Raw genomic sequence first — 16,795 nt, 5'->3', positions numbered from 1 at the left:
ACGTTTAACACCGAAGTTCGATGCTAAAGATGGTGGGTCGTGCAGGATTCGAACCTGCGACCAATTGATTAAAAGTCAACTGCTCTACCAACTGAGCTAACGACCCGGTGGTGGGTGATGACGGGATCGAACCGCCGACCCCCTCCTTGTAAGGGAGGTGCTCTCCCAGCTGAGCTAATCACCCGATACTGCGCTGGATACTTCTACTAAGTGGTGGGTCGTGCAGGATTCGAACCTGCGACCAATTGATTAAAAGTCAACTGCTCTACCAACTGAGCTAACGACCCACTCTGGCGTCGCTTTGGGCTTGTTCGATATCCCTTGGCAACGGCGGCATATATTACTGATTTCAGATTTCAGCGCAACTAAAATTTCGATAAAGATCACTTAACTGCTTGGGATTCGCGCGACAAGACCAGAAATAACGCGATTTCTGGTCATGCCATAATCAACCCAGGGCGTTAAGACGTTTTTGCGCTTGTTTCGCACCATCGGTGCCAGGGAATTTGCTGACCACCTGCTGGTAAACCGCTTTCGCTTTCGCGGTGTCGCCTTTGTCCTGCATGATGACGCCGACTTTAAACATCGCATCCGGCGCTTTCGGGGATTTCGGATAGTTTTTCACCACCGAGGCAAAATAGTATGCCGCATCGTCTTTTTTCCCCTTATTGTAGTTCAACTGTCCGAGCCAGTAGTTGGCGTTCGGTTGATAAGTTGAATCCGGGTACTTCTTGACGAAGTTCTGAAACGCCACCATCGCGTCATCCTGGCGGGACGAATCTTTTACCAGCGCAATAGCCGCGTTGTAATCGGTGTTGGCATCCCCGGTCATCGCTGGCGCCCCAGAAGAGGCCACCGGCGCTGTACTGGCGGTAGCCGAACTCTGATCGCCGGAAGATGACTGAGCCTGCGCCTGCGCGCCTGCTGCCGCTGCTCCGCCACCGCTCGTCAGCCCGTCGATCTGTTGCAGAATCTGCTTCTGGCGTTCGACAATCTGATTGAGCTGATACTGATTTTCCTGAATCTGACCGCGCAGGGAATCAATATCGCTTTGGTTATCGGAGAGCTGTTGCTGGAGTTGGGTTAAAAGCTGGCTGTGAGCATTGGAAATACGCTCAAGTTGAGTGACGCGGTCTTCGACCGAGCCTGAGCCGACACTACTGATTGGCGCCTGAGCAAAAGCGGCCCAGGGGGCCGCTATGCCAACCAGTAACGACAGACTCAATAAATGATGTCTGAAGTTACTGCTCATGCAATTCTCTTAGTAAACCAGTACGGCGCGACGGTTTTTGGCATATGCCGCTTCGTCATGACCCAGTACTGCAGGTTTTTCTTTACCGTAAGAAACGATGGAAATCTGGTCAGCAGAAACACCTTTGCCCTGCAGATACATCTTAACGGCGTTAGCACGACGCTCACCCAGAGCGATGTTGTATTCCGGAGTACCGCGCTCATCCGCGTGACCTTCTACGGTCACTTTGTAGGACGGGTTGCTACGCAGGAAGTTAGCGTGCGCATCCAGCATTGCAGCGAAGTCAGAACGGATATCGTACTTGTCCAGATCGAAGTAAACGATGTTGTTCTGCTGCAGCTGCTGCATCTGCAGACGCGCTTGCTCTTCGGAAGACATGTTGCCGCCGTTACCGTTAGCGTCCATACCAGTGCCGGCACCCAGCATGCCTTCACCGCTCTGGTCGTTGCTGGCGTTCTTGTTGGAAGAACACGCCGCGATTGCCATAACCGGCAGAGCGATCATCAGCCCTTTCAGCACTTTGTTCAGTTGCATTTCTTTGATTCCTTTAATAATCAATTATTTATTATCACAGATACGGCGACCAGGCAGGGAATTTTACCTGTCCATCAGTTGCCGGAAGACGCGCTTTGAAACGCCCATCTGTAGAAACCAGATTCAGCACGGATCCCATCCCCTGAGAAGAGCTGTAGATTACCATAGTGCCGTTAGGTGCCAGACTTGGCGTTTCATCTAAAAACGTTGATGACAGAACCTGCACACCACCCGCTTCCAGATCTTGCTTAGCAATGTGTTGCTGACCGTTGGCCGAGCTTACCATTACCATAATTTTACCATCAGCGCTGACGTCAGCATCCTGGTTCTGCGAACCTTCCCAGGTAATACGCTGCGGCGTACCGCCGTTGATGTTGACTTTATACACCTGAGGACGGCCAGCCTGGTCGGAAGTAAATGCCAGGTTCTGGCTATCCGGGAACCAGCTCGGTTCGGTGTTATTGCTGCGACCGTTAGTCACCTGACGAATCTGGCCGGAGCCGAGGTCCATCACGTACAGGTTCAGGCTACCGGTTTTCGACAGTGCGAATGCCAGTTTGCTGCCATCCGGCGAGAAGGCCGGCGCGCCGTTGTGCTGCGGGAAGGAAGCAATCTGACGGACTGCGCCATTCGCCAGCGTCTGGACTACCAGCGCAGAACGGCCGCTTTCGAAGGTCACATAGGCCAGTTTAGAACCGTCCGGAGACCATGCCGGCGACATCAGCGGCTGCGATGAACGGTGAACCAGGAACTGGTTGTAGCCATCGTAGTCAGAAACGCGCAGCTCATACGGGAACTGGCCGCCGTTGGTGCGAACCACGTAAGCGATACGGGTACGGAAAGCGCCTTTAATCCCGGTCAGCTTTTCGAATACCGCGTCGCTGGCAGTATGTCCGGCATAACGCAGGTACTGCTTGGTCACTTTGAAAGAGCCTTGCGACAGGATGGTACCCGGCGCACCGCCGGTATCCACCAGCTGATAGGCAACCTGGTAAGAACCGTCAGGGTTTGGCGTCACCTGGCCTACGACCACGGCGTCAACGCCAAGCGCGGACCATGCCGCAGGCTGCACTTCCTGAGCGCTACCCGGCTGCTGAGGCAGGCGCGAGCGATCCAGCGGATTAAACTTACCGCTATTGCGCAGGTCAGCCGCTACCACGCCGCCAATATCTTCAGGCGCAGCGCCCGGGCCAGCCCACTGGAATGGCACCACACCGATGGGGCGCGCCGAGTCCACCCCTTGGGTGATCTCGATGCGTACTTCTGCGTGCAGCACCGCCGCCCACAGCATCAAAAAACCAAATGCTACTCGTAATGCCTGCTTCATCATATCTCCCTTATCCGGGCGGAAAGCCCACGATAATTTAGCAGAATGTTAACAAACCCAAATACACAAAACTACCAAAACCCTGTGACTACCATAGATTGTTTTTCCCCGCTTGCACGGGGAAAAACGATTACAGTTTAAAGTCTAGTGTGGCATTTTTTATTTTCTCATAAACAGCCTGACTTGGCGGTTTAGGAATACTCGCAGTACGTGCTGCCGTTAATGCCGCCTGACACAGCGCTGGGTCGCCTCCTTCAGAGGTGATATCCTTCAATGTACCGTCAGGCCTAAGATTGATATGCAACACGCAACGCTTGCCTTGATAGAGGCTGGCATCATACAGGCGGCTTTGAATAGCCATTTGTATTTGCTTTGCGTATGCGCTGATATCAGCGCCCGTAGCCCCACCGTTGGCGCCAGAGGCGCCGCTATCTTTCGATGGCTGGCCATTGCCTTTAGCTCCACCGCCGGTTTTCGGCGCATTCTTACCTGAGCTCAGGTCACCGAGCAGATCGTCAACACCGCTTGCTTCTTTAGCTGCAGCGGCTTTCTTGGCCGCGGCGGCCTTCGCGGCTGCGGCTTTGGCCGCTTTATCAGCCGCCGCTTTTTCTGCGGCGGCTGCTTTGGCGGCAGCGGCTTTTTCGGCAGCTGCGGCTTTTTCAGCAGCGGCCTTCTCGGCGGCTGCTTTTTCCGCGGCAGCTTTCTGGGCAGCGGCTTTTTCAGCGGCGGCCTTTTCTGCCGCAGCCTGTTTCGCCGCTTCCTGCTGAGCTTTCTTCTCGGCCTGCTGCTGCGCCTTCTTCTCTGCTTCCTGCTGAGCTTTTTTCGCCGCTTCCGCTTCGGCTTTCTTCTGCGCATCCGCGGCGGCTTTCGCCGCTTCGGCTTCCGCCTGCTTCTTGGCGTCGGCTGCCGCTTTGGCAGCCGCCTTAGCGGCAGCCGCTTCCGCGACTTTCGCCTGGGCATCGGCCTTCGCTTTGGCATCGGCGGCGGCTTTGGCGGCAGCTTCCTGCGCCTCTTTAGCCTGGGCATCCGCTTTCGCTTTTGCCGCGGCGGCAGCCTTGGCTGCGGCCTCTTCAGCCTGTTTCTGCTGTTCTTTCGCTTCTTTCGCCGCTTCCTGCGCCTGCAGACGTTCTTGTTCCATTTGCTTCAGGCGTTCCTGCTCGGCAGCCTGTTTTTCCCGCAGTTCCTCGGCCTGCTGCTGAGCCTGCTTTTCACGCTGTTCGGCCGCGCGACGCGCGCTGGACTGCTGTTGCTGCTGGCGGTTGTAGTTGTTGACTACCGCGCCAGGATCGACCATCACCGCATCAATGGACGAACCTCCGCCGCCGCCGGAAGTATCCAGATGCTCATCGAACGAACTCCAGATCAGTAGCGCAATCAGAATGATGTGCAGCACCACTGAAACTATGATCGCTCGTTTAAGCTTATCGTTTTGTTCGGTTGCCTTTGACACTATCGGTTCCCAAAAACTGTTCGCCTGTTGCCGCTTAAAAGCAGCGGCGGAATGCTATCGATATCCACCGCCGCTCGCTTCGCGGGCCGATTAAATAGGCTTGGTCATTAAGCCAACCGATTTAACCCCTGCGCTATGCAACAGGTTAAGCGCTTTAATAATTTCATCGTAAGGCACATCTTTCGCGCCGCCGATAAGGAACACCGTCTTCTCATTCGCTTCGAGTCGGCGCTTCGCTTCAGCAATGACCTGCTCCGGCGGCAGTTGGGACAACGTTTCCTGACCGACTTTCACGCTGTACTGCCCTACTCCGGAGACTTCAACGATAACCGGTGGTTCATCGTTGCTTTTCACCGCTTGCGACTCCGTGGCGTCCGGCAGATCGACTTCCACGCTCTGCGTAATGATCGGCGCTGTCGCCATGAAGATCAGCAACAGCACCAACAGGACATCCAGCAGCGGAACGATGTTAATCTCGGACTTCAGTTCGCGACGTCCGCGTCCACGTGCTCTGGCCATGGCTTACCCCTTATTGCTTTCGCTGCTGGTAAACGCCTGACGGTGCAGAATGGCGGTGAACTCTTCCATAAAGTTGTCGTAGTTCAGTTCAAGTTTGTTCACGCGCTGGTTCAAACGGTTGTAGGCCATAACCGCCGGGATGGCGGCGAAAAGACCGATTGCCGTGGCGATCAGCGCTTCCGCGATCCCCGGCGCAACCATCTGCAGCGTCGCCTGCTTCACCGCGCCGAGGGCGATAAAGGCGTGCATGATCCCCCAGACGGTACCGAACAGGCCGATATACGGGCTGATGGAACCCACGGTGCCAAGGAACGGAATATGCGTTTCCAGCGTTTCCAGTTCGCGGTTCATCGAGATACGCATCGCGCGCGACGCCCCTTCGACAATCGCTTCCGGCGCATGGCTGTTGGCGCGATGCAGACGCGCGAACTCTTTAAAGCCGCTGTAAAAAATCTGCTCGGAACCGGCGAGGCTATCGCGACGGCCCTGGCTCTCCTGGTACAGGCGAGACAGTTCAATGCCGGACCAGAACTTATCTTCAAACGCTTCGGCTTCGCGGCTGGCGGAATTGAGGATACGCGTTCTCTGAATAATAATAGCCCAGGAAGCGATAGAAAAACCAATCAAAATCAACATGATAAGTTTAACCAGAAGGCTCGCCTTCAGGAACAAATCAAGGATATTCATGTCAGTCACTGCTTAAACTCCGCGACAATAGACTTGGGAAGCGCACGAGGCTTCATTAAGAGTGGATCAACGCACACAATGAGAACTTCAGCTTCGTTCAAAACTGTATTCTCGGCGTTGACGATTCGCTGCGTGAAAACCAAAGAGGTGCCTCGCATCGAGGTAATTTCCGTCTGGATTTCGAGCATGTCGTCGAGTCTGGCGGGCGCAAAATACTCCAGCGTCATTTTGCGAACGACAAAGGCAACTCGTTCAGCCAACAGAACCTGCTGACTGAAGTGATGGTGGCGCAGCATCTCTGTGCGTGCTCTTTCATAAAAAGCGACGTAACTGGCGTGGTAAACCACACCACCGGCATCGGTATCTTCGTAGTAGACCCGGACCGGCCATCGAAACAGCGTTGTATTCACTTTACATCCCGGTAATGCAAAAAAAGAGTAGTGCTTTCAAACTTCGCTACTATACGCGCGGGAATCGTGGTTTGGAATGGGAGAAAGTAAACGGCGAGTAAATTTTTATGGGCTTATGCAAGCCCATGCGGTTAACAGACTTCTCTTATACTCTTATCTTTCAAAAGAAGAAAAAGATCAGGCCTGCAAAGAGAACAATATCAGCGATAAGCGGACAGAAAATCCCCTGCCAGTGCACGGCTTTCGGACGGAAGCCCACACCGTGAATGACGCCGGCGCACACCGCCCACATCAGCAAGAAACCATGCCAGATTTCAAGCCCACTGGTCTTCGCCGCAAAGCGCGACGGATCCCAGAAGATGCAGCCTGCCAGCAGCAGCGCCATTAATAAGGAAAGCGCCCTTAACGGGCGCTTGTCCATCATCGCGTAAAGGGTCGCGATAATTTTCATCAATGCTCTTCTTTACCTGCTTTGGTTGCTTCCACGTGCTCAAGCGCCAGCGCGGTAATCACCCCAAAGGCACAGGCAAGCAGCGTTCCCAAAATCCATGCGAAGTACCACATATATAGCTCCTTACCTTAGTACAGCGAGTGGGTGTTCTTTTCGATGTCTTCGCGGGTAATGCGGCCAAACATCTTCCAGTAACACCAGGTGGTGTAGCCGAGGATAATCGGCACAAACACGATAGCCACGTAGGTCATCACATTCAGCGTCAGCTGGCTGGAGGTGGCATCCCACATCGTCAGGCTCGCATTCAGCATCGTGCTGGACGGCATGATGAACGGGAACATCGCGATACCCGCGGTCAGGATGATGCAGGCCAGCGTCAGCGAGGAGAACAGGAACGCCATGGCGCCTTTATCTGCTTTTGTTGACGCGACGGTCAGCAGCGGCAGCACCACGCCCAGGGCAGGAATGGCCCACAGCGCTGGCATGTTGTTAAAGTTCACCATCCACGCGCCGGCTTCACGCGCCACTTCTTTGGTCAGCGGGTTAGACGGGCCGGTATGATCCAGCACCGATTTCACCACGTAGCCGTCGATGCCGTAGTAGACCCAAACGCCCGCCAGCGCGAAGCAGACCAGCGTCACCAGCGCCGCCACCGTGGAGACGGTACGGGTGCGCAGGTGCAGTTCGCCTACGGTACGCATCTGCAGGTAGGTCGCGCCCTGCGTCAGGATCATCGCCACACTGACGATACCGGCCAGCAGACCAAACGGGTTCAGTAGCTGGAAGAAGTTGCCGGTGTAGTACAGACGCAGATACTCATCGATATGGAACGGTACACCCTGCAGCAGGTTGCCGAAAGCCACGCCGATTACCAGCGGCGGCACAAAGCTCCCCACGAAGATGCCCCAGTCCCACATGTTACGCCAGCGGGTATCTTCAATCTTAGAACGGTAGTCAAAGCCCACCGGACGGAAGAATAAAGATGCCAGCACCAGAATCATCGCCACATAGAAGCCGGAGAACGCGGCGGCGTACACCATCGGCCAGGCAGCAAACAGCGCGCCGCCGGCGGTGATGAGCCACACCTGGTTTCCGTCCCAGTGCGGGGCGATGGAGTTGATCATGATTCGACGCTCGGTGTCATTACGACCGAGGAAACGGGTGAGCATGCCCACCCCCATGTCGAAACCGTCGGCGACGGCGAAGCCAATCAGCAGAACGCCGATCAGTAGCCACCAGATTAAACGCAATACTTCATAATCGATCATTTGACGACTCCTGTCTTAGCGTGCCGACTGAATAGCCGCGGAGGACTGTTCAAAGTGATAGCGACCCGTTTTCAGGCTGCTCGGTCCTTTGCGGGCAAACTTGAACATGAGGAACAGTTCAGCCACCAGGAACAGCGTATACAGACCGCAGATCAGCAACATCGAGAAGATCAGATCGCCCGCGGTCAGCGACGAGTTCGCCACCGCGGTTGGCAGCACTTCACCAATCGCCCACGGCTGACGGCCATACTCGGCAACAAACCAGCCCGCTTCAACGGCAATCCACGGCAGCGGCAGGCCGAAGAACGCGGCGCGCAGCAGCCATTTTTTCTCGCCAATACGGTTGCGAATCACGGTCCAGAAAGAGGCGCCGATAATCAACAGCATCAGTACGCCGCACGCCACCATGATACGGAAGGCGAAGTACAGCGGCGCTACGCTCGGAATAGAGTCTTTGGTCGCTTTGGCGATCTGCTCTTCCGTGGCGTCAGCGACGTTCGGGGTATAGCGCTTGAGCAGCAGACCATAACCGAGGTCTTTCTTAACGTTATTGAACTGATCGCGAACCGCCTGGTCAGTCGAACCGGCGCGCAGCTGTTCCAGCAGCGCATAGGCTTTCATCCCGTTACGAATACGCTCTTCATGCTGCGCCATCAGATCTTTCAGGCCGATAACCGGCTTATCCACCGAGCGGGTAGCGATGATACCCAGCGCGTATGGGATCTGGATGGAGAAGTGGTTGGTTTGCGCTTCCTGGTCGGGAATACCAAACAGGGTAAAGGCAGCCGGCGCCGGCTGGGTTTCCCATTCCGCTTCAATCGCCGCCAGTTTGGTTTTCTGCACGTCACCCATTTCGTAACCGGACTCATCGCCGAGGACGATAACGGAGAGGATAGCGGCCATACCAAAGCTTGCAGCAATCGCGAAGGAGCGTTTAGCAAAGGCGAAATCACGGCCTTTAAGCATGTACCAGGAGCTGATGGCAAGGATGAACATCGCGCCAGTCACATAGCCGGAAGCCACGGTGTGGACGAATTTAACCTGAGCAACCGGGTTCAGGACCAGCTCGGAGAAGCTGACCATCTCCATACGCATGGTTTCAAAGTTGAAATCCGATGCGATCGGGTTCTGCATCCAGCCGTTGGCCACCAGGATCCACAGCGCGGAGAGGTTAGACCCCAGAGCGACCAGCCAGGTCACCGCCATGTGCTGAACTTTACCCAGACGATCCCAACCGAAGAAGAACAGACCTACAAAGGTAGATTCGAGGAAGAAGGCCATCAGACCTTCAATGGCCAGCGGCGCACCGAAGATATCGCCCACATAGTGAGAGTAGTAAGACCAGTTAGTCCCGAACTGGAACTCCATGGTCAAACCGGTTGCGACACCCAGAGCGAAGTTGATACCAAACAACTTGCCCCAGAACTTGGTCATATCTTTATAAATCTGTTTGCCGGAAAGGACGTAGACCGTTTCCATGATGGCCAGCAGGAACGCCATACCGAGCGTTAGCGGCACAAAAAGGAAGTGGTACATCGCGGTCAAGGCAAACTGTAAGCGCGACAGTTCGACTATATCTAACATCATGACTCCTTGCTCATCGCATGAAGACTCCGAGAACGAACCCAATAATTCAGGTTCATACGCATGCCCCAATACAAAATTATTTGCTCCCTGGTACGTTACTGCTCATCTGGCGATGAAACAGTGCCCTCGCAAAGGTTACAAATACGTTAACGAAAAAACCAAATGATTCTCTAATATATTACGCCGCAATAACCTTACAATAAATAGGATTTTATTGTTCCAGCTTTACATTTTTCGACGGTGATCAATATATAGCGAAAATGCCCGGAATAGGCCAATTTGATTTGCGACAATTTAACGTTTTTTGGTGATTTTTTCCAAGGATTAAGCATTGATATAAATCAATTTTTTCTTCTTATGTTAATTATGTGGCGCAATAAAGAATAACGGTGAAATTGATGTTAAAAATGTGTTTAAAGTCTGCCGCTAGCGGTTACTAAAAAGGGGGAAATGAGAATTATAGGTAATATAATTTTAACTTTAACCAATTTAAGGCAAGAAATGATGCGATCCTAATAATGTTAGACCGGTCACACTATTTTTCCCAATCGAAATGCAAAAAAATAACGTCTGCGTTTTCCTGTTTATTTTCACATAAAATTAACCACCTCCCCTCCCCCGGACAAGCGGCGAGTGATTATTCCCAATAATATTCATCAAATCAATAGAATAGCGTTTTTTAACGTAAGAGAGCGCCTGCGGCTGACGACAAGGCAAAAAAAAGGCCACCTGACGGTGGCCAACCATGTCGAAATCGGACATTAGTCTGCTCCTGAGAGCAGTGAGGGTTTACTTGATGATAGCTTTCAGCGCTTCGCCGATATCCGCCAGGCTGCGAACGGTTTTCACACCGGCCGCTTCCAGCGCAGCAAATTTCTCATCAGCAGTACCTTTACCGCCAGCGATGATGGCGCCTGCGTGGCCCATACGCTTGCCTTTCGGCGCGGTAACGCCCGCGATGTAGCCGACAACCGGCTTAGTCACGTGCTCTTTAATGTAAGCTGCCGCTTCTTCTTCCGCGCTGCCGCCGATTTCACCGATCATGACGATCGCTTCGGTCTGCGGGTCTTCCTGGAACATTTTCAGGATATCGATGAAGTTGGAGCCCGGGATCGGGTCGCCGCCGATACCGACGCAGGTAGACTGGCCAAAGCCATAGTCGGTGGTCTGCTTAACCGCTTCATAGGTCAGGGTACCGGAACGAGAAACGATGCCCACTTTACCCGGCTTGTGGATGTGACCCGGCATGATGCCGATTTTGCATTCGCCCGGAGTGATAACGCCCGGGCAGTTCGGGCCGATCATGCGAACGCCAGCTTCGTCCAGCTTCACTTTCACGGTCAGCATATCCAGGGTCGGGATACCTTCAGTGATAGTGATAATCAGCTTAATGCCCGCGTCGATAGCTTCCAGAATGGAGTCTTTGCAGAACGGCGCCGGAACGTAGATGACGGTCGCAGTCGCGCCGGTGGCTTCTACGGCTTCACGGACGGTGTTAAATACCGGCAGGCCCAGGTGAGTGGTGCCGCCTTTACCTGGCGTTACGCCGCCAACCATCTGAGTGCCGTAAGCGATCGCTTGTTCAGAGTGGAATGTACCCTGGCTACCGGTAAAGCCCTGGCAGATAACCTTGGTGTCTTTATTAATTAAAACTGACATTATTTCCCCTCCACTGCGGCAACAACCTGCTGTGCTGCGTCCGTCAGACTTTTCGCTGCAATAATATTCAGGCCGCTGTCAGCCAGTTTTTTCGCGCCCAGTTCGGCGTTGTTACCTTCGAGACGTACAACAACCGGTACGTTAACACCCACTTCTTCAACCGCGCCGATGATGCCGTCTGCGATCAGGTCGCAACGAACGATACCGCCGAAGATGTTAACCAGAACCGCTTTAACGTTGTCGTCAGAGAGGATGATTTTGAACGCTTCGGTTACGCGCTCTTTGGTGGCGCCGCCGCCAACGTCGAGGAAGTTAGCCGGTTCGCCGCCGTGCAGCTTAACGATGTCCATGGTGCCCATCGCCAGGCCTGCGCCGTTAACCATGCAACCGATGTTGCCGTCGAGAGCAACGTAGTTCAGTTCCCACTGCGCCGCCTGAGCTTCGCGCGGATCTTCCTGAGACTGGTCGCGCATTTCACGCAGATCCGGCTGGCGGAACAGCGCGTTGCCGTCAGCGCCCAGTTTGCCGTCGAGGCAGATCAGGTCGCCCTGCTTGGTGATAACCAGCGGGTTGATTTCGATCAGCGCCAGATCGCGCTCCAGGAAGATGGTCGCCAGACCCATGAAGATCTTGGTGAACTGCTGAACCTGTTTGCCTTCCAGACCCAGTTTGAACGCCAGTTCACGACCCTGGTAAGGCATCGGGCCCGCCAGCGGATCGATAGCGATCTTGTGGATCAGGTGCGGGGTTTCTTCCGCCACTTTTTCGATTTCCACGCCGCCTTCGGTAGACGCCATGAACACCACGCGACGGGAGCTACGGTCAACAACCGCGCCCAGATACAGCTCTTTATCAATGTCGGTCGCCGCTTCAACCAGAATCTGGTTTACCGGCTGGCCGTTAGCATCTGTTTGGTAAGTCACCAGGCGTTTGCCCAGCCAATGCTCAGCAAAAGCGCGAATCTCTTCTTTGCTCTTAACTACTTTCACACCGCCCGCTTTACCGCGGCCACCAGCGTGAACCTGACATTTCACTACCCACGGACCCGCGCCGATTTTTGAAGCGGCTTCTTCTGCTTCACGCGGAGTAGTACAGGCATAACCCACCGGCGCCGGTAAGCCATAGCGGGCAAAAAGTTGTTTTGCCTGATATTCATGTAAGTTCATGTGTTCAGTCCATCCTTCAGGTAATAATTATCTTTAAACCTGTAGGCCTGATAAGACGCGCAAGCGTCGCCATCAGACATCTCATCAACGCCGGATGGCGGCGCGAACGCCTTATCCGGCCTACGGTAGGTAATACTCTTACTGACTACACGTCCAGCAGCAGACGAGTCGGATCTTCCAGCAGCTCTTTAATCGCTACCAGGAAGCCTACCGATTCACGTCCATCGATCAGACGGTGGTCGTAGGAGAGCGCCAGGTACATCATCGGCAGAATTTCTACCTTGCCATTCACCGCCATCGGACGGTCTTTAATGGCATGCATACCCAGGATGGCGCTCTGCGGTGGGTTGATGATCGGCGTGGACATCAGAGAACCGAATACGCCGCCGTTGGTAATGGTGAAGTTACCGCCGGTCAGGTCATCTACGGTCAGCTTGCCGTCACGGCCTTTCACTGCCAGCTCTTTAATATTCTTTTCGATATCCGCCATGCCCAGCAGGTCAACGTCACGCAGAACCGGAGTCACCAGGCCGCGCGGCGTAGAAACTGCCATGCTCACGTCGAAGTAGTTGTGATAAACCACGTCATCGCCATCGATGGAAGCGTTCACTTCCGGGTAGCGTTTCAGCGCTTCAACCACCGCTTTCACGTAGAAGGACATGAAGCCCAGACGGATACCGTGACGTTTTTCGAACGCTTCGCCGTACTGCTTACGCAGATCCATAATCGGCTTCATGTTGACTTCGTTGAACGTCGTCAGCATGGCGGTAGAGTTTTTCGCTTCCAGCAGACGCTCGGCAACGCGTTTGCGCAGACGGGTCATCGGTACGCGTTTTTCAGAGCGGTGGCCCAGTTGCGCAACCGGCGCCGCAGCAGCGGCTGGCGCTTTCGCTTCAGCTTTCGCCGGCGCGCTCGCCAGATGCTTCTCAACGTCTTCGCGGGTCAGACGGCCGCCAACGCCGGTGCCTTTAATCGCCGCCGCGTCGAGGCTGTGTTCAGCCAGCAGACGACGGATAGCCGGGCTAAGCGCGTCGTTGCTTTGCTCTTCCAGAGACGCTTGCTGACGCTGAGCCGGGGTGGACTCTTTAGTATCAGCTTTCGCATCAGCGGCTTTACCGGCGCTGTTGCCTTCACGCAGGCGGCCCAGAATCTGACGAGACAGCACGGTGGCGCCTTCGTCTTCCAGTACTGCATCCAGAATGCCGTCCGCTGATGCCGGTACTTCCAGTACCACTTTGTCAGTTTCGATTTCGACCAGAACTTCGTCGCGGACTACCGCGTCGCCCGGTTTTTTGTGCCAGGTGGCGACGGTTGCGTCAGCTACGGACTCAGGAAGGTCGGGAACCAGAATATCTACGCTACTCATTGTGTATCCTTTAATTAATCGACGTTCAGCGCGTCATTGACCAGATCTTGTTGCTGTTTCTGGTGAACGGACATATACCCTACCGCCGGAGAGGCGGAGGCCGGGCGGCCTGCATAACGCAGAGAGGCCCCAAATGGAACTACTTCACGAAGGTGGTGCTGGCTGCAGTACCATGCGCCCTGGTTGAGCGGCTCTTCCTGGCACCAGACAAAATCGTGGACGTGCGAATAAGCTTTCAGCGCTTCCTGCACCGCCTGATGCGGGAACGGATAGAGCTGTTCGATACGCACGATGGCGACATCTTTTTGCTCGTTTTTACGGCGCTGTTCCAGCAGGTCGTAGTAAACCTTACCAGAGCACAGTACGACGCGTTTCACGGCTTGCGGATCGAGCTCGTCGATTTCGCCGATAGCCGGCATAAAGGTGCCGTTCGCCAGTTCATCCATGCTGGAAACCGCCAGCGGGTGGCGCAGCAGAGATTTCGGCGACATCACCACCAGCGGACGGCGCATACCGCGCAGCGCCTGACGACGCAGCATGTGGTAAACCTGTGCCGGAGTGGACGGTACGCAAACCTGCATGTTCTGCTCAGCGCACAGCTGCAGATAGCGTTCCAGACGCGCGGAGGAGTGCTCCGGGCCCTGCCCTTCATAGCCGTGCGGCAGCAGCATCACCAGGCCGCACATCCGGCCCCATTTCTGCTCGCCGGAGCTGATGAACTGGTCAATAACGACCTGCGCACCGTTGGCGAAGTCGCCGAACTGCGCTTCCCAGATGGTCAGGGTGCGTGGTTCCGCGGTGGCGTAACCGTATTCGAACGCCAGCACCGCTTCTTCAGACAGCACGGAGTCCCAGACGCGGAACTGGCCCTGGCCGTTGTGTACGTTCTGCAGCGGCGTATAGGTAGAGCCGTTGCTCTGGTTATGGATAACCGCATGACGGTGGAAGAAGGTACCGCGACCGGAGTCTTCGCCGGACAGACGTACCGGAATCCCTTCGTCAACCAGGGTGGCGTACGCCAGGTTTTCCGCCGCGCCCCAGTCGAACGGCTTCTCACCGGCGGCCATCAGCTGGCGGTCGCCGTAGATTTTCGCTACGCGAGACTGCATCTCAACGGTTTCCGGCACCGTACTGATGCGTTTGGCCAGCTCTTGCAGGCGTTTTGGCTCAACTTTATCCGGGTAGCTCTCATCCCACTCATGGTTGAGGTACGGAGACCAGGTAAAGGAGTGCATGTTCATCGGACGCCACTCTTCTACCACGCAATCGCCGGCATCCAGCGCATCGCGGTAGAGGTTAACCTGTTCGGTAGCGTCTTCCAGCGTCGCGACTTTGTCCTGCTCCAGCTTGTCAGCGTAGATTTTGCGCGGAGTCGGATGCTTTTTGATTTTCTGGTACATCAGCGGCTGGGTTGCGCTCGGCTCGTCGGCTTCGTTGTGGCCGTGACGGCGGTAGCACACCAGGTCGATGAAGACATCGCGTTTGAAGGTATTACGGAAATCCAGCGCCAGACGGGTAACAAAAGCGACCGCTTCCGGGTCATCCGCGTTAACGTGGAAAATCGGTGCCTGAACCATCTTACCGATATCGGTGCAGTACGGCGTAGAACGCGCATCCAGCGGGTTGGACGTGGTGAAGCCAACCTGGTTGTTGATAACGATGCGCACGGTACCGCCCACTTCGTAACCACGCGCTTTGGACATGTTCAGGGTTTCCTGAACTACGCCCTGGCCGGCTACCGCGGCGTCGCCGTGGATGGTGATTGGCAGAACTTTGTTGCTGCTCGGCTCGTCCAGACGATCCAGACGGGCGCGTACGGAGCCGATAACCACCGGGCTGACGATTTCCAGGTGCGACGGGTTAAACGCCAGCGCCAGGTGAACCAGACCGCCTTCGGTTTCCATATCGGAAGAGAAGCCCATGTGGTACTTCACGTCGCCGGTGCCGAGGTGTTCTTTATGTTTGCCCGCGAATTCGTCAAACAGGTCCTGCGGTTTTTTACCCAGCACGTTGACCAGTACGTTCAGACGACCACGGTGCGCCATGCCCAGCACCACTTCACGGGTGCCGCTCTTACCGGCGTGACGGATGATCTCTTTGAGCATCGGGATTAACGCATCGCCGCCTTCCAGCGAGAAGCGTTTCGCGCCCGGGAATTTGGCGCCGAGGTAGCGCTCCAGGCCTTCCGCGGCGGTCAGTTCGCTCAGGAAGCGCTTTTTCTCTTCCGCGGTGAAGCTCGCTTTGCCTGCTACTGACTCAATGCGCTGCTGGATCCAGCGTTTTTCTTCAGTAGAGGTGATGTGCATGTATTCCGCGCCGATGGAGCCGCAGTAGGTTTGCTTAAGCGCCGCGATCAGGTCGCCCAGCTTCATCGTGTCTTTTCCGATGGCGAAAGAACCTACGTTATAGCTTTCCTGGAAATCGGCCTCGGTGAGATCGTGGTAAGCCGGATCGAGATCCGCCACTCTCTCTTGCTGCCACAGTCCCAGCGGATCGAGATTCGCCTGCTGGTGACCGCGGAAGCGGTATGCGTTGATGAGCTGCAGGACTTTAACCTGCTTCACATTGGTATCAGGGTCGGATATCGAAGAAGTGTAACGTGAGGCATCCTTCGCCAGTCGACGGAAATAATCACGTGTTTTCGAATGAAATTGATCCGGTTTAACTCCGGTGCCAGGTAACTGCTGGAACATCGAACGCCAGTTGGCGTCAACAGAGTCAGGATCGGTTAAGAAGTCTTCATAGAGCTGTTCTATCCAGCTCTGGTTCGAACCAGAGAGGTAAGAAGAGTCCAGCCAGGCTTTCATTGCGCCGTTCTGCATCGTGATCCCTTAAGCATTTTTATGCTTATTTCGCCGTAGAAACTACCACGCACACCGAGTGCACGTGCCGGGGTTCACTTGTTGCGGACGAGTTGTGGTTTCTATCCGCTAAGGAACCTTTAAAAACTGTCTAACTATCAGGGGCAGTTTTTAGAGGTTTCCTGCTATCTCTATTGCCTGATGGCGCTTCGCTTATCAGGCCTACGCATTACTGGTACATATTTGGCGGTTTTTAAAGATTTCCTGCTATCTGTCCCCCGGCGGCGCTAACGCTTGCCGGGGCTACTGCTTTGGTAG

The 16,795-nt window shown here is 54.9% G+C and carries 16 protein-coding genes and 3 tRNA genes; all 19 read right to left on the bottom strand.

The annotated features are described in order from the left end of the window. Positions 1-30: 30 nt before the first annotated feature. Positions 31-106, bottom strand: a tRNA-Lys gene (locus tag PGR09_RS02560). 2 nt (positions 107-108) lie between these two features. After that, a tRNA-Val gene (locus tag PGR09_RS02555) sits at positions 109-184 on the bottom strand. Positions 185-211: 27 nt separating this feature from the next. Then, positions 212-287 (bottom strand) — tRNA-Lys (locus tag PGR09_RS02550). A gap of 161 nt (positions 288-448) precedes the next feature. Further along, a complete protein-coding gene (gene cpoB / locus PGR09_RS02545) occupies positions 449-1,252 on the bottom strand; it encodes a cell division protein CpoB (RefSeq protein WP_063414732.1) in 804 nt (267 codons plus the stop codon). A 9-nt stretch (positions 1,253-1,261) separates the two neighbouring features. After that, on the bottom strand, positions 1,262-1,786 hold the full coding sequence (pal, locus tag PGR09_RS02540; RefSeq protein WP_002895068.1) for a peptidoglycan-associated lipoprotein Pal: 525 nt from the start codon (positions 1,784-1,786) through the stop codon (positions 1,262-1,264). A gap of 34 nt (positions 1,787-1,820) precedes the next feature. Beyond that, on the bottom strand, positions 1,821-3,113 hold the full coding sequence (tolB, locus tag PGR09_RS02535; protein WP_015367659.1) for a Tol-Pal system beta propeller repeat protein TolB: 1,293 nt from the start codon (positions 3,111-3,113) through the stop codon (positions 1,821-1,823). A gap of 130 nt (positions 3,114-3,243) precedes the next feature. Next, the gene (gene tolA / locus PGR09_RS02530; protein WP_348876995.1) at positions 3,244-4,563 is read right to left on the bottom strand and encodes a cell envelope integrity protein TolA; all 1,320 of its coding nucleotides are present in this window, start codon (positions 4,561-4,563) and stop codon (positions 3,244-3,246) included. A gap of 90 nt (positions 4,564-4,653) precedes the next feature. Next, positions 4,654-5,082 (bottom strand): colicin uptake protein TolR, encoded by a 429-nt coding sequence (gene tolR / locus PGR09_RS02525; protein WP_015367661.1) that lies wholly within the window; start codon positions 5,080-5,082, stop codon positions 4,654-4,656. Between the two features lie 3 nt (positions 5,083-5,085). Continuing rightward, on the bottom strand, positions 5,086-5,778 hold the full coding sequence (gene tolQ / locus PGR09_RS02520; protein WP_015704769.1) for a Tol-Pal system protein TolQ: 693 nt from the start codon (positions 5,776-5,778) through the stop codon (positions 5,086-5,088). Then, positions 5,775-6,179 carry a tol-pal system-associated acyl-CoA thioesterase gene (gene ybgC, locus PGR09_RS02515; protein WP_004859689.1) on the bottom strand — a complete coding sequence of 135 codons (405 nt, stop codon included), beginning with the start codon at positions 6,177-6,179 and terminating at the stop codon, positions 5,775-5,777. Before ybgC ends, tolQ begins: the two co-directional genes overlap by 4 nt. A 160-nt stretch (positions 6,180-6,339) precedes the next feature. Further along, positions 6,340-6,630 (bottom strand): cyd operon protein YbgE, encoded by a 291-nt coding sequence (gene ybgE, locus PGR09_RS02510; protein ID WP_015367664.1) that lies wholly within the window; start codon positions 6,628-6,630, stop codon positions 6,340-6,342. Continuing rightward, on the bottom strand, positions 6,630-6,743 hold the full coding sequence (gene cydX / locus PGR09_RS02505) for a cytochrome bd-I oxidase subunit CydX (protein ID WP_004100325.1): 114 nt from the start codon (positions 6,741-6,743) through the stop codon (positions 6,630-6,632). Before cydX ends, ybgE begins: the two co-directional genes overlap by 1 nt. A 15-nt stretch (positions 6,744-6,758) precedes the next feature. Continuing rightward, positions 6,759-7,898, bottom strand: coding sequence for a cytochrome d ubiquinol oxidase subunit II (cydB, locus tag PGR09_RS02500; protein WP_047049210.1), 1,140 nt, complete (start codon positions 7,896-7,898; stop codon positions 6,759-6,761). Positions 7,899-7,913: 15 nt separating this feature from the next. Beyond that, positions 7,914-9,482 carry a cytochrome ubiquinol oxidase subunit I gene (gene cydA, locus PGR09_RS02495; protein ID WP_047049214.1) on the bottom strand — a complete coding sequence of 523 codons (1,569 nt, stop codon included), beginning with the start codon at positions 9,480-9,482 and terminating at the stop codon, positions 7,914-7,916. 603 nt (positions 9,483-10,085) lie between these two features. Continuing rightward, positions 10,086-10,247, bottom strand: a complete 162-nt coding sequence (locus tag PGR09_RS02490; protein WP_080758832.1) for a hypothetical protein — start codon at positions 10,245-10,247, stop codon at positions 10,086-10,088. A 27-nt stretch (positions 10,248-10,274) separates the two neighbouring features. After that, a complete protein-coding gene (sucD, locus tag PGR09_RS02485) occupies positions 10,275-11,144 on the bottom strand; it encodes a succinate--CoA ligase subunit alpha (protein WP_015367669.1) in 870 nt (289 codons plus the stop codon). After that, positions 11,144-12,310, bottom strand: a complete 1,167-nt coding sequence (gene sucC, locus PGR09_RS02480) for an ADP-forming succinate--CoA ligase subunit beta (protein ID WP_015367670.1) — start codon at positions 12,308-12,310, stop codon at positions 11,144-11,146. Before sucC ends, sucD begins: the two co-directional genes overlap by 1 nt. Before the next feature lie 145 nt (positions 12,311-12,455). Further along, positions 12,456-13,676: a 2-oxoglutarate dehydrogenase complex dihydrolipoyllysine-residue succinyltransferase gene (gene odhB / locus PGR09_RS02475; protein ID WP_020079338.1), complete on the bottom strand. Its 1,221-nt coding sequence runs from the start codon at positions 13,674-13,676 to the stop codon at positions 12,456-12,458. A 14-nt stretch (positions 13,677-13,690) separates the two neighbouring features. Next, positions 13,691-16,498: a 2-oxoglutarate dehydrogenase E1 component gene (gene sucA, locus PGR09_RS02470; protein ID WP_047049217.1), complete on the bottom strand. Its 2,808-nt coding sequence runs from the start codon at positions 16,496-16,498 to the stop codon at positions 13,691-13,693. Between the last annotated feature and the right edge of the window lie 297 nt (positions 16,499-16,795).

Source organism: Klebsiella sp. 141251 (assembly GCF_050600725.1).
GTDB lineage: Bacteria > Pseudomonadota > Gammaproteobacteria > Enterobacterales > Enterobacteriaceae > Klebsiella > Klebsiella aerogenes.
The sequence above is the reverse complement of the archived record's forward strand: the minus strand, read 5'-3'. Positions and strand labels throughout refer to the sequence as shown.